This is a genomic window from Paraburkholderia bryophila, assembly GCF_003269035.1.
Classification (GTDB): Bacteria; Pseudomonadota; Gammaproteobacteria; order Burkholderiales; family Burkholderiaceae; genus Paraburkholderia; species Paraburkholderia bryophila.
Genome location: NZ_QLTK01000005.1, coordinates 190,949 through 203,763, shown reverse-complemented (window position 1 = coordinate 203,763; position 12,815 = coordinate 190,949). Strand labels below are relative to the sequence as shown.

The following is a 12,815-nucleotide window of genomic DNA, read 5'->3' as shown; positions in this document are numbered from 1 at the left end:
CGAGCGCTCCTAGAACGAATGACGAAGGCCGACCATCACGCCGGTCTGGCCGGTGCCCGGCGCGGGTGTCGTGCCGCCGCCACCGCCGCTGACCGAGTAGGCCGCTTTCGCGCTGTTGGCCAGATACGAGCCCTGCGCGTAGACAGCGGTGCGCTTCGACAGCAGATAGGTGGTGCGCAGCGTGCCCATCGTGGCGCGCGTGTCGTGGTCGCGATTGGTGATGTGATAGACCTCGCCGTCGACGATGAAAGCGGGCGTGACGGTGTACGCCGCGCCGACGAAGAACAGATTCGAGCGCACGTCGGCGATCGTTACCGCCGAGGGTTCGACGCGCCGGTTGAGCCAGCCCGCTCCGAGCTTGAACTGGCCGAGGTTCGCGTAGGCGCTCACATGGGTGCGGACGTCCTTGTCGGCGGCGCTGGTGAGGGGCGTCGGCGCCAGGCCGTCGAAGAAGTTCGCCGCCGCGGCGCTGCCGCCGCGCTGTTCTTCATAGGACGCCGCGACGCCGAACAGAGGAGTGTCGTACTTCAGCATGACGGACCACTCGCGGCATTGCGTGGCGTTCCCGGCCACCGAACCCGTGCAGGTGCCCTGACCCGGCGAATTGCCGGTGCCCGCGGAGTCGCGTCCGAACGAGTAGTTGGCGCCGAGCGTCACGCCCGCATAGCTGCCGAGGTAGGTCACCGAGTTGTCGGCGCGGGCATTCGGCACGTAGGCGTCGAGCGAACCGAGTCCGTAGATGTCCGGGCCGATCAGGTCCGCGCCCATCAGCGCAAGGTAGGTCATGGTGTACTGGCGGCCGAACGAGACCGTGCCATACGGACTCTTGATGCCGACGAACGCCTGGCGCCCGAACAGTCGGCCCCCCTGGCCCTGCTCGCCGTTGCGCACGTTGAAGCCGCTCTCGAGGGTGAATATCGCGCTATAGCCGCCGCCGAGATCTTCGTTGCCGCGCAGTCCCCAGCGCGAAGGCAACTCGCCGGTCACCGACGGCATGCGGAATAGGCCCTTGCCCGCGGCATTCGCGTGCGAGACGTACTCGATACCGGTGTCGATGATGCCGTAGAGCGTCACGCTCGATTGGGCCGCTGCGGCGCCGCTGGCCGCGCACAGGGCGCCGCAAAGTAGAAGGCGTGCGGATGCTTGCATGAAGGGTGTCTCCAAACCGTCGATTGAATTTATGGGTGTGTTGCGGTTGATTCTTCTGGTGCGACGTGCCGGTCAGTGGTCGGCACGCGGACGCCGCAGTAACAGCAAGGCGGCGGCCGCCGCGATCAGCGTGACCGGAATGCTCGCGCCGATGACGGTCGACGAACTGCGGCCCATGGCCAGCAATTGGCCGGCGGCGAGCGGCCCGACCACCGAGCCGATGCGCCCCACGGCCACCGCCGCGCCTACGCCGGTACCGCGCATGGCGGTCGGATAGAACGCAGCGGACAGCGCATACAGCACGGATTGACCGCCGATCACGAACATGCCGGCGAAAAACGCGGAGGCGGCGAGCGCGCCGAAACCCGGCGCCATGGAAAGCGCGGCGAGCGAGGCGATGATTCCGGCATACATGCCGGTCACCACGACGCTTGAACGCATGCGGTCCATCAACATGCCGATGCATAGCGCGCCGATGCCGCCGCCGACGTTGAAGAAGATCTGCACGTAGCCGACCTGCGCACGCGTCAAACCGCTGGCCGCCATCAACGAGGGCAGCCAGTTGAGCAGGAAATAGAGGACGATCAGCGTGCAGAAGTAGCTGACCCAGATCTGCACCGTCGAGAGGCCGCGCGTGCCGCCGAACAGGATTTCGCCAACCGGCGCGGGTTTCGCGCGGCCGTCGTGCGAAGCCAGCGTGAACGCTTTCGAATTGGCGAGGAACATCAGCAGCAGCGGCACCAGCACCAACGGTCCCGCGCCGCCGACGTAAAAGATGTGACGCCATTCGGTATCGCCCGCGCTCAGCACGCCGATCACCGAAGCGATCACGCCGCCGAACGGAATGCCGCAATACATCACGCTGACGGCGGTGCTGCGCGAGCGCGGCTCCACCGCTTCCGACGACAACGCGATCAGGTTCGGCAGCGCACCGCCCAGGCCGATGCCGGTCAGCACGCGCACGATCACCAGCGTGGAGAAGTCGCTGACCAGCGCGGTCATGATCGAGAGCACGCCGAACAGGCAGGCGGACATCACCAGCACATGCTTGCGGCCGATGCGATCGGCCAGCCGTCCGCCGAACATCGCGCCGGGCAGCAAGCCGAGCGTGCCGGCGCTGAAGGCGAGTCCCATTTGCGCGACCGAGAGGCCGAATTCGTGCGCCATGCGCGGCGCCGCCACGCCGACCGATTGCAGGTCGAGTCCTTCCAGCAGCGCGATGGCGAAGCACAGGCCGAGCGTGACGAACGCGCCTGATTCGCGTGCCGTGGCCGTGGCTGCGGCGTTCTCGTTCGAGGTGAGTGTTCCGGTTCGCTTCACGTAGTGATCCTTATTAAAGTGTGTGGTTTGCCGGTTTCGCGGGAGGAAGGCAGGTTCCGTGCTGTCGTGCCGAGGGCCGGTCTGGCGCGAGTCCTGGCAGACGTGCCGGTGCCGCACCATCGGGGTTGCCGGATGGCCCTGGCGGCGCGAGCTTCAGATCACCATCGTGGGTGCGATGGCATGCCCGTGAACCGCACAGCGGATAACGCAGCGCGCGGCGCGCCGGTTCGACGCCCGCGAGACTGTCCCTGTGTTTCGACGCGATGAGGCGCGTCTCCACACGCTGCATCGTGGAATGGATTTAATATCAGGTAGGCTGATAACACAAGCGCAAATCGTTCGGTGAAAACACCTAGCAATTTGACGGCGTGGAGAATTTAACCGCGCAAATTTCGCACGAAGGTTTCGAGGTGAGTTTGCAGCGCGCCGGCCGTGTCGAGTTCGATGCCTTCCATCATCTGCTTCTCGATGATCTTCACGGCCTGCTCGCATTCGCGCAGCACGGCGCGTCCTTCGTCGGTCAGTTGCAGCAGCACGATACGGCCGTGGGTCGGGTCCGGCTCGCGACTGATCCAGTTGCGGCTCGCCATTGCGTTCATCACTTCATTGGCCGATTGCGGTGTGATGAAGGAGCGCTCGGCGACCTGCGCGTTGGACGCTTGCCCCTTGGCTTCCAGCACGGAAAGCGCCGTGAACTGTGCGAGCGTCAAACCGAGCGGCGCGAGCGCTTCGGTCATGCGACGCCGAAGAATGCGGTCGAGACTGCCGATCACATAGGTAAGGCGTAGGCTGGTGCGGCGGGTGCGCGGCGCGGCGGCCTCGACAGGCGAATTTTGGTTTTTGCTCATGAGGGCAGGAGATCCGGTCTATCCCGCATCTTAGCGTGCCTCGCGATGGATTCCGCCGCTAGGGTTTGCACCGAGCCGCCGAAATTCCACTTTACATATCAGGAAGCCTGATATTAAATGCGTTCATCAGGCCGCCGTCGCGGCCAACGTTCACGGAGAAAGCAGATGAATTACGAAGGCCGTTGGAATACCGTCAAAGTCGATGTCGTCGAAGGCATTGCGTGGGTCACGTTCAATCGTCCCGAGAAGCGCAACGCGATGAGCCCCACGCTGAACAAGGAAATGATCGAGGTGCTCGAAGCCGTCGAACTCGACGCCGAAGCGCAGGTGCTGGTGCTGACCGGCGAAGGCGATGCGTGGACGGCCGGCATGGATCTGAAGGAGTATTTCCGTGAAGTGGACGCCGGCCCGGAGATCCTGCAGGAAAAGATTCGCCGCGATGCCTGCCGCTGGCAATGGCAACTGCTGCGCATGTATGCGAAGCCGACCATCGCGATGGTCAACGGCTGGTGTTTCGGCGGGGGCTTTTCGCCGCTGGTTGCGTGCGATCTCGCGATCGCCGCCGACGAAGCGGTGTTCGGTCTGTCCGAGATCAACTGGGGCATTCCGCCGGGCAACCTGGTGAGCAAGGCGATGGCCGATACGGTCGGACATCGTCAGGCGCTCTACTACATCATGACCGGCGAGACCTTCACGGGTCAGGAAGCTGCGCAGATGGGCCTCGTGAATAAAAGCGTGCCGCGCGCCGAACTGCTCGACGCCACGCGCACGCTGGCCGGCAAGCTGCTGCAGAAGAATCCGGTGGTGTTGCGGGCCGCCAAACACGGCTTCAAGCGTTGCCGCGAACTGACGTGGGATCAGAACGAAGACTACCTGTACGCCAAGCTCGATCAGGCGCAACTGCGCGATCCGGAAGGTGGCCGCGAGCAGGGTCTGAAGCAGTTCCTCGACGACAAGGCGATCAAGCCGGGTCTGCAGACTTACAAGCGCTGATCGGCCGCGCGCCAGGCGGCGCATTGGGTCGCAGGCGAATGCCTGCAAGAGAGACGAGCGAGGAGACGACAGACATGCAGGACGTGACTTTATTGATTGGCGGCGAGAGCCGTGGCGCAGCGAATGGCAAGACCTTCGAGCGGATCAATCCGGCGAGCGGCCGGACTGCGTCGCGCGCGGCCGCCGCCACGGTGGCCGACGCCGACGCGGCCGTCGAAGCCGCCGCGCGTGCGTTTCCGGCATGGTCGGCATTGGCGCCGACCGAGCGCCGCAAACGCCTGCTGGCAGCCGCCGATCTGATGGACGCGCGCACCGCGCAGTTCATCGAAACCGGCGTGGCCGAGACCGGCGCCATGCCGAACTGGTACGGCTTCAACGTGATGCTGGCCGCCAACATGCTGCGCGAAGCCGCCGCCATGACCACGCAGATCGACGGCGACGTGATTCCGTCGGATGTGCCCGGCAGTCTCGCCATGGCGGTGCGCCAGCCGTGCGGCGTGGTGCTCGGCATGGCGCCGTGGAACGCGCCCGTCATTCTCGGCACGCGCGCCATCGCCATGCCGCTTGCGTGCGGCAACACAGTCGTGCTCAAGGCGTCGGAAGGCTGTCCGGGTGTGCATCGGCTGATTGGCGGCGTGCTGCAGGACGCGGGTCTCGGCGACGGCGTGGTGAACGTCATCACGCATGACGCCGGCGACGCGCCGGCGATCGTCGAACGCCTGATCGCGCATCCGGCGGTTCGGCGGGTCAATTTCACCGGCTCGACGCGCGTGGGACGCATCGTCGCGCAACACGCGGCGCAGCATCTGAAGCCGGCCTTGCTCGAACTTGGCGGCAAGGCGCCCGTGCTGGTACTCGACGACGCCGATCTGGACGCGGCGGTGGCCGCCATTGCGTTCGGCGCCTTTTTCAACCAGGGGCAGATTTGCATGTCGACGGAGCGCGTGATCGTCGACCGCAAGATTGCCGATGCGCTGGTCGAGAAACTCGCGGCCAAAGCGCGCAGCCTGAAAGCGGGCGATCCCGCAGCGGCGGATTCCGTGCTCGGTGTGCTCGAAAGCGCGGCGGCGGCGCAACGTATCGCTGCCTTGGTCGACGACGCGCGGCAACAAGGGGCGACGCTGCCGGTGGGTTGCTCGGTCGACGGCGCGATCCTGCAACCGGTGATCGTCGACGGCATCACGCCGGCCATGAAGCTGTACGCCGAGGAATCGTTCGGCCCGGTGGTCACGGTGCAGCGCGTGGACGGCGACGAGGAAGCGCTGCGGGTGGCCAACGACAGCGACTATGGCTTGTCGGCCGCGGTCTTCAGCCGCGATGTATCGCGCGCCTGGCACGTCGCCAAACGTGTCGAGTCCGGTATCTGCCACATCAACGGGCCGACCGTGCACGACGAAGCGCAGATGCCGTTCGGCGGCGTGAAGAAAAGCGGGTACGGCCGCTTCGGCAGCAAGGCGTCGATTGCCGAATTCACGGATCTGCGCTGGATCACGATTCAAACCGGGCCGCGCCACTATCCGATCTGATCGCGCACGCTGCGCGCCCAAACCTTTGCGTTTGGCGCGAACGCTGACCGACCGCAGACAGCAACAGGAGACAGGCTTTGCATAGCGAGCCGACACAAACGAACACGCCCGGTGCGCCGACGCGCTACCGGTTGACGGTGATCGGCGCCCCATCGTTGCGCACGCAACGGCAGGGCGAGACCTGGTATTTACGCGCGGACGAAGCGCTCGGCGCCCATCCGCAGCGGATGACCGAGCGGCTCGTGAGTGGCGCCGACGCGCATCCGGAACGTTGGCTGGCGGCGCGCCGCGGCAGCGACGGTGAATGGATCGGCCTGAGCTATGCGAAGGCGTTGCGCAGTGCTCGCGCGATCGGTCAGGCACTGCTCGCTCGCGATCTCTCGGCCGAACGGCCCATCGCGATTCTGTCGGGCAATGACCTCGAGCATTTGCAACTCGCGCTTGGCGCGATGTGGGCCGGGATTCCGTATGCGGCCATTTCGCCGGCGTATGCGCTCGCTTCCGGCGACTTCGGCAAGCTGCGCCATACGATCGAACTGCTGACGCCGGGTCTGGTATTCGCGAGCCAATACGACACGTTTGCCCGCGCCATCGAAGCGGTCGTGCCGGCCGGCGTGGAAATCGTGGCCGCCACGCCGCCGCGCGAGCCGGCAGCCACGCGTGGCGTGACCGCGTTGAGCGATTTGCTGGCTGTTACGCCGACCACCGTCGACGCGGTTCACGCGACCGTGAGCCCGGATTCGATCGCCAAGTTTCTCTTCACGTCGGGCTCGACCAAACTGCCGAAGGCGGTGCCGACCACGCACCGCATGCTGTGCAGCAATCAGCAGATGCTGCTCGAAACCTTTCCGGAGTTCGCGACCCAGCCGCCGGTCCTGGTGGATTGGCTGCCCTGGAATCACACGTTCGGCGGCAGCCATAACGTCGGCATCGCACTCTACAACGGCGGCACGCTTTATATCGACGACGGCAAACCGGTCAACGGCAAATTCGAGGAAACGTTGCGCAATCTGCGCGAGATCGCGCCGACCATCTACTTCAACGTGCCGAAAGGGTGGGAGGAACTGGCGATCGCGCTGGAGCAGGACAGTCAGTTGCGCGAGACGTTTTTCTCGCGCGTGAAGGTGTATTTCTTCTCGGGCGCGGGGTTGTCGCAAGCGGCGTGGGACCGGCTCGAACGCGTTACCGACCAGTACTGCGGCGAGCGCATTCGCATCATGGCCGGCCTCGGCATGACCGAGACGTCGCCGTCGTGCCTGTTCACCACGGGGCCGATCATGCGTGCCGGCTATGTCGGCCTGCCGGCGCCCGGCTGCGAGGTGAAACTCGCGCCGGTCGGCGACAAACTCGAGGCACGCTATCGCGGCCCGCACGTCATGACCGGTTATTGGCGCCCCGACGCGGCCGAGCTGGACAACGCGTTCGACGAAGAAGGGTACTTCCGCAGCGGCGACGCGTTGCGGTTTGTCGACCCGGCGCGGCCTGAACTCGGCTTGCTGTTCGACGGCCGCATTGCCGAGGATTTCAAGCTGAGCTCGGGCACCTTCGTGAGCGTCGGGCCAATGCGGGCCCGTGTGATTTCCGCAGGCGCGCCCTATGTGCAGGACGTGGTGGTCGCCGGTATGAATCGCGACGACGTGGGCCTGCTGCTGTTCCCGCGCCTCGACGATTGCCGGCGGCTCGCGAACTTGCCGGCGCATGCGAGCGCGCGCGAGGTGGTCGCCGCACCCGCCGTGCGCGCCCACTTTGCCGCGCTGCTCGACACGCTCAATCGCGGGGCGACCGGCGGCGCGACTACCATTGCGCGTTTGCGGCTCATGGAGGTTGCGCCTTCACTCGATCTCGGCGAGATCACCGACAAAGGGTCGATCAATCAACGCGCGGTGCTGACGCAGCGGGCCGGTTTGGTCGATGCGATGTACGACACGGCGCAGCGCGATCCAGCGGTGATCGTCGCGAACGCTCGCGGCACGCCGTGATGCAGGCGCAGCATCTCGACGGAAAAGCCGCCATGAAACCCGATCAACTCGTCGCGATCGACATGCATGTCCACGCCGAAGTCTCCTGCTGCCAGCCGCCGGACCTGTTCGGCAAGGAGTTCGACGAGGCCGCCGACAGGTACTTCGGCACCGTGCTGAAACTCGGTCGGCGGCCGACGATTCCCGAGACCATCAAACACTATCGCGAACGCAACGTCGGCTTCGTGATGTTCACCGTGGATTGCGAAGCGAACCTGGGCCGCCGACGCATTCCGAACGAGGAGATCGCCGAATTCGCGCAGAACAACCGCGACATCATGATCGCGTTCGCGAGTATCGATCCGCACAAGGGCAAGATGGGCGTGCGAGAGGCGCGCAAGCTGGTAGAGCAATACGGCGTGCGCGGCTTCAAGTTCCATCCCACCATGCAGGCGTTTTTCGCCAACGACCGTCTCGCCTATCCACTCTATGAGCTGATCGCCGAATACCGGCTCACGGCGGTGTTTCACAGCGGCCATTCCGGCATGGGCTCGGGTATGCGGGGCGGCGGCGGGTTGCGCCTGAAGTACTCGGAGCCGATCCATCTCGACGACGTCGCGGCGGATTTCCCCGACATGAAGATCGTGATCGCGCACCCGTCCTGGCCCTGGCAGGATCAGGCGTTGTCGATCGCGCTGCACAAGCCCAATGTTTATATCGATCTGTCCGGCTGGTCGCCGAAATACTTTTCGCCCGAACTGATCCACCACGCCAACACGCTGCTGAAACGGAAGATGCTGTTCGGCTCGGACTTCCCGCTGATCCGGCCGGACCGCTGGCTGGAAGATTTCAGCGGAGCCGGTTTCAGGGACGAGGTTCGGCCGCTGATCCTCAAACAGAACGCGGTCGAGCTGTTGGGGCTGGCCGCACACGCCTGAGCAGGACGGGCAGACCGGTCAAGGCAACGCAGGGTTGGGCTCGCCGCTGCGCGGTGAGGGCGCTTCGCCGTATACAATTCGGCAGCGCCGGCTTTTTGCCGGTTGTTTACTGGTTCGTTGCCCGCTTTTTGCCAATCCTGACCTGATCCCATCCATGTCGAATCCGACCCGGGCCTTTCTTCTCGGTCCGCTGCTGAAAGGCGTTTCACGTTCCTTTTATCTCACGCTGCGCGTGCTGCCCACCGGGATGCGCGATCCGATCGGCCTCGCGTATCTGCTGGCGCGCGCGGCCGATACGATCGCGGATACGTCGCTGATCTCGCCCGAACAACGCCTCGCGCTGCTGCTATCGCTGCGTGATCAGGTGAATGGCACCACCGACGACGGCACGCTGTTCCATCGCATGGCCGCCGAGGTCGCGGGTCAGCAGACCCAGTCGGATGAAAAAGTCCTGCTCGAGTCGCTCGGCCCCGCGCTCGAGGTGTTGTCGCAATTGAGCGAGTCCGATCGCCGGGCGGTGCGCGGGATCGTCGCGACCCTCACCGAGGGCATGGAATTCGATCTGCGCACTTTCCCCGACGAACGCTCCGGCCAGCTCGCGGCGCTGCGCGACTACGACGACCTGGATCGCTACACGTATCTGGTGGCGGGCTGCGTCGGCGAATTCTGGACCACGATGACCTATGCGCACATGCCGGGCACGCTGAAAGAAGCGCCCGAGACCATGGGGCGCCGCGGCGTGCGTTTCGGCAAGGCGCTGCAATTGACCAACGTCCTGCGCGATTGCGGCAAGGATTTGCGGATCGGCCGCTGCTATCTGCCGCAGACGCTGCTGGATCGACACGGCCTGAGCCCGCAAGATCTGCTACTGCCCGCCAATTCCGCACGCGCGAAGCCGTTGATGGTCGAGCTGCTGCGCAAGTCGCTCGATCATTTCCGTGAAGCGCTCGATTACACGCTGGCGATTCCCGCATTTTCCGTGCGCTTGCGGCTCGCGTGTTTGTGGCCGATTTTGATCGGGTTGGAGACGCTGTTGCTGCTGGTGGATAACGACGCGTGGCTCGATCCGCAAAAGGTGTCCAAAGTTCGGCGCAACCGGGTGTATCACATCATCGCTTCATCGTTGCTGCTGGTGCCGTCGAATGCAAGGGTGCGCAACGCGATCGAAACGCGGATCGCGCGGATCGAAGCGCGTTTGTAAAGCGGGCCTGTGAAGCGGGCCTGTGAAGCAGGGCGAGCCCACGCTTCACGCCCAGTGTGGGCGAACGTACGGAATCAAAAGCCCATGAGCCTTAGTTTGGCGGACAACCTTTTTGTCCCCTTCCGGCTCATATGGCGTCCTCCGGCAAACCCCATTGCGACACCTTCGACCTGATCCGCGCATCGGCGGCGGGCACCGTGTGCGTGAGTCATCTGCGCAATCTGATGTTCGCCGATTACCACGCGAATGCCGGCATCGGCCTGGCGGCCAAGGCTTTCTATTTCGTCAGTAACTACGGCCACACCGCGGTGATTGTGTTCTTTCTGCTGAGCGGCTACTTTGTCGGCGGCTCGGTGTTGCGGCAGACGGCGGCGGGGACGTGGAGCTGGCCGCGCTATCTGACCGAGCGGCTGTCGCGACTGTGGGTCGTGCTGATTCCGGCGTTGCTGCTGACGCTGTTCTGGGATCGCATGGGTATCGCGCTGACGGGTGGACCGTTTTATCTCGGCACCGAGGGCACGTTCGATCAGCAGATCAACGTCGCGTCGCATCTCGGGCAGGCGACCTTCGCCTGCAACCTCGTCTTTCTGCAAACGCTCGCGTGCGGCACTTACGGCTCCAACGGACCGCTCTGGAGCCTTGCCAACGAGTTCTGGTACTACCTGTGGTTTCCCGCCTGCTTTTTACTGTTGCGGCAGCGCCGTGGCGTTCGGGCATTCGCCGCCGCGGCGTTCGCGGTGGGTACGATGATCGTGTTTCCGTCGCTGTTGAGCGGTTTCGGTTTGTGGCTGCTCGGCGTGTTGCTGGTGGTGCTGGAACAGCGCTTTCCGGCGCGTCGCGCACGAACCGGCTGGCCGTGGTTCACGCTCGCCAGCGGCGCGGTGCTGCTCGCCGCGCTGGTGTGCTCGCGCCTGTTTCTGCTCGCCAACGACTGGATCGTCGGCGTACCGTGTTTCGTGTTCCTGCTTTGCATACTTTGGGAAAACGTGCGATTGCGGCCCGCGCTGTTATCGCGCATTGCGATTCGCTTTTCCGGGTTTTCGTATTCGCTGTATTTAACGCACTTCTCGTTCATTCTGTTTGTCGCCGCGGTGGGCGTCGGGCGGCGCATTCCCTTCGACGAACACGGTGCGCTCGTGTTCGCGGGCATGCTGGTGCTCTGCTACGTGTATGCCTATGCGGTTTATCTGCTATTCGAACAGAACACGCGACGCGTGCAACGCGGTCTCCAGCAACTGCGTTTTCTAGGGATAAGACCTGATTCACCCGCGCCGCATAGTTCGTCAGGCGGCGGCATCGGTTGATTTAATCTGGGTCATTGAAACCCCATCAATCGGGAAACCCCTAGGACCGTGCATCCATGGTTCGCGTTAGTCTCTTCCAAAGAGGAGACGAACCATGAGACAAGCGTTCTATATTGCCGTGGTGTTGTTGCTGGGCTATCTGATGGCGGATAGGGCGTTGATGCGCGCGCAAGCCGGAGAGATCGGCACCATTACGTGTCATCAAGGCGCGGCGATGGTCAAATCGAACGCGCTGAAAAAAGGCTTCGGCGACGTCGGGGCCAGCAGCCAGGGCGAAAATTTCCTGTCGAGCTGTCTCGTCACCGGCCGTGGTCAGGTGGGCGACCTGATCGCGCGCGAATGACCGGCGCGTGACATAACCGCGCGGAGAAAAAAGCGCCCGGACCGCACGGATCCAGGCGAAGTCATCGGGAGCCCGATGACGGAGGTACCGAATACTGAACTGGCCCGCGATCGGGGAAACTCGGTCGCGGGCCAGTTCGTTTGAATCATCGCGAGCCTCGAAGGCGCGCTAGGCGTTAGGGCTTAGTGGCCGAAGTAAATCGACTTCGGACCCTTATCCAGCGCCACCGGATGGCCGCCTTGCGACGAGCCGCTGACCACCCCACCGTAACCCGATTGCGCCGCCTGTGCGGTGCCGTTCTGTTCGGCGACGCGAGACTGAGCGGCTTGAATGTCAGCCGGGTAATACGGGTCGGCGCGACCCGGTTGATAACCGGCCTGTTCCAGTTGGATCAATTCCGAGCGCACCTGAGCGCGAGTCACCGGCTGATTGGACTGGGCAAACGAAGCAACGGGAGCGACCAGCGCAGCGGCAATAACGACAGCTTGAATGAGCGATTTCATGATGAACTACCTCCAGTTCGGGTCTTTGTCGCGCTACGAACGTTGTTGTTCGTAGTCAGTGATTGCATTGTAGTTTTGCGATCTGGGCGGAGTAATCACCAAAACAGGTAATGTTTGTTGTGAAATCTGAGACAAATTCCGGACACTCTCGGGCCTGCGCACGCGCGGGGCCGCCTGACATCAAAGTGGTGGTGGATTGTCCGCCGACTGCGTCGGCGACGGCGGCTTGAGTTTGTGCGGCGATAGCTTGCGATGAATCTCACGCATTAATCAGCCATGCTGAATGCGGATGCGACGCTGTTCGATCGTGGTCAACAGAGAGGCCGCTTGCAGTGCGGAGTGAATCGGCACGAGCGCTGAATGCCAGCCGTCGAAATGAATCAGCTACGGTATCCGAATCAATAGCCCGGCGGAATCACGACATGGAAAGCTCCGCATCGCAAACGGGAAGGCGTTCGTAAACCTGCTCCAGCACGCCGGATTTTCGCCACGTCATATACCGGAGATAGCAGGTCTGTTGCGGAGGAAACGTGGCGGGAAGACGGTGCCATTTTTCCTTGTGCTGATGTAGCCAGAGTATCGCGTTGAGAATTTCCCGATCGCTGCGGCGAGGCCGCCCGCGCGCAGAGGGAAGTTCGGGAAACAGACTCTGGACGCGAGCCCAATCGGCGTCGGAGAGAGGGATGTGTAGCATCGGCTGTCTGAATGACTATGTGGAGGAGTCGCGGTCGT

At 63.8% G+C, this 12,815-nt stretch carries 12 protein-coding genes; 7 read left to right on the top strand and 5 right to left on the bottom strand.

Going from position 1 to position 12,815, the window contains the following annotated elements; genetic code table 11:
* Positions 1-9: 9 nt before the first annotated feature.
* The 3 genes from BX591_RS11275 to BX591_RS11265 form a co-directional block, all read right to left on the bottom strand.
* Positions 10-1,149, bottom strand: a complete 1,140-nt coding sequence (locus tag BX591_RS11275; protein WP_111931229.1) for a porin — start codon at positions 1,147-1,149, stop codon at positions 10-12.
* A gap of 72 nt (positions 1,150-1,221) precedes the next feature.
* A complete protein-coding gene (gene mhpT, locus BX591_RS11270) occupies positions 1,222-2,469 on the bottom strand; it encodes a 3-(3-hydroxy-phenyl)propionate transporter MhpT (RefSeq protein ID WP_111931227.1) in 1,248 nt (415 codons plus the stop codon).
* Positions 2,470-2,846: 377 nt separating this feature from the next.
* Complete coding sequence (locus BX591_RS11265) at positions 2,847-3,317, bottom strand: MarR family winged helix-turn-helix transcriptional regulator (protein WP_111931220.1); 471 nt, start codon at positions 3,315-3,317, stop codon at positions 2,847-2,849.
* Positions 3,318-3,482: 165 nt separating this feature from the next.
* On the opposite strand from BX591_RS11265, the gene BX591_RS11260 reads away from it, so the two are divergent.
* From BX591_RS11260 to BX591_RS11230, 7 genes are all read left to right on the top strand, one after another.
* Entirely contained in the window at positions 3,483-4,310 is an 828-nt protein-coding gene (locus BX591_RS11260) for a p-hydroxycinnamoyl CoA hydratase/lyase (RefSeq protein ID WP_111931218.1), read from the top strand.
* Positions 4,311-4,384: 74 nt separating this feature from the next.
* On the top strand, positions 4,385-5,836 hold the full coding sequence (locus tag BX591_RS11255; RefSeq protein WP_111931216.1) for an aldehyde dehydrogenase: 1,452 nt from the start codon (positions 4,385-4,387) through the stop codon (positions 5,834-5,836).
* Between the two features lie 77 nt (positions 5,837-5,913).
* On the top strand, positions 5,914-7,815 hold the full coding sequence (locus BX591_RS11250; protein WP_111931214.1) for a feruloyl-CoA synthase: 1,902 nt from the start codon (positions 5,914-5,916) through the stop codon (positions 7,813-7,815).
* A gap of 32 nt (positions 7,816-7,847) precedes the next feature.
* Positions 7,848-8,732 (top strand): amidohydrolase family protein, encoded by an 885-nt coding sequence (locus BX591_RS11245; protein ID WP_111931535.1) that lies wholly within the window; start codon positions 7,848-7,850, stop codon positions 8,730-8,732.
* Positions 8,733-8,886: 154 nt separating this feature from the next.
* Positions 8,887-9,933: a phytoene/squalene synthase family protein gene (locus BX591_RS11240; RefSeq protein WP_111931212.1), complete on the top strand. Its 1,047-nt coding sequence runs from the start codon at positions 8,887-8,889 to the stop codon at positions 9,931-9,933.
* 131 nt (positions 9,934-10,064) lie between these two features.
* Positions 10,065-11,237 carry an acyltransferase family protein gene (locus BX591_RS11235; RefSeq protein ID WP_111931210.1) on the top strand — a complete coding sequence of 391 codons (1,173 nt, stop codon included), beginning with the start codon at positions 10,065-10,067 and terminating at the stop codon, positions 11,235-11,237.
* Between the two features lie 94 nt (positions 11,238-11,331).
* On the top strand, positions 11,332-11,580 hold the full coding sequence (locus BX591_RS11230; RefSeq protein ID WP_111931208.1) for a hypothetical protein: 249 nt from the start codon (positions 11,332-11,334) through the stop codon (positions 11,578-11,580).
* Between the two features lie 182 nt (positions 11,581-11,762).
* Here the strand turns inward: BX591_RS11230 and BX591_RS11225 are convergent, their stop codons facing one another.
* The gene (locus BX591_RS11225; RefSeq protein ID WP_111931206.1) at positions 11,763-12,083 is read right to left on the bottom strand and encodes a DUF4148 domain-containing protein; all 321 of its coding nucleotides are present in this window, start codon (positions 12,081-12,083) and stop codon (positions 11,763-11,765) included.
* Positions 12,084-12,498: 415 nt separating this feature from the next.
* Positions 12,499-12,777, bottom strand: coding sequence for a transposase (locus BX591_RS37325; protein WP_111931204.1), 279 nt, complete (start codon positions 12,775-12,777; stop codon positions 12,499-12,501).
* Positions 12,778-12,815: the final 38 nt, after the last annotated feature.

Excerpts from the sequence above, each read along its gene's own strand:
- BX591_RS11275 (WP_111931229.1), bottom strand. The coding sequence starts at position 1,149 with ATGCAAGCATCCGCACGCCTTCTACTTTGCGGCGCCCTGTGCGCGGCC.
- BX591_RS11265 (WP_111931220.1), bottom strand. The coding sequence starts at position 3,317 with ATGAGCAAAAACCAAAATTCGCCTGTCGAGGCCGCCGCGCCGCGCACC.
- BX591_RS11260 (WP_111931218.1), top strand. The coding sequence starts at position 3,483 with ATGAATTACGAAGGCCGTTGGAATACCGTCAAAGTCGATGTCGTCGAA.
- BX591_RS11255 (WP_111931216.1), top strand. The coding sequence starts at position 4,385 with ATGCAGGACGTGACTTTATTGATTGGCGGCGAGAGCCGTGGCGCAGCG.
- BX591_RS11245 (WP_111931535.1), top strand. The coding sequence starts at position 7,848 with ATGAAACCCGATCAACTCGTCGCGATCGACATGCATGTCCACGCCGAA.
- BX591_RS11240 (WP_111931212.1), top strand. The coding sequence starts at position 8,887 with ATGTCGAATCCGACCCGGGCCTTTCTTCTCGGTCCGCTGCTGAAAGGC.
- BX591_RS11235 (WP_111931210.1), top strand. The coding sequence starts at position 10,065 with ATGGCGTCCTCCGGCAAACCCCATTGCGACACCTTCGACCTGATCCGC.
- BX591_RS11230 (WP_111931208.1), top strand. The coding sequence starts at position 11,332 with ATGAGACAAGCGTTCTATATTGCCGTGGTGTTGTTGCTGGGCTATCTG.
- BX591_RS11225 (WP_111931206.1), bottom strand. The coding sequence starts at position 12,083 with ATGAAATCGCTCATTCAAGCTGTCGTTATTGCCGCTGCGCTGGTCGCT.
- BX591_RS37325 (WP_111931204.1), bottom strand. The coding sequence starts at position 12,777 with ATGCTACACATCCCTCTCTCCGACGCCGATTGGGCTCGCGTCCAGAGT.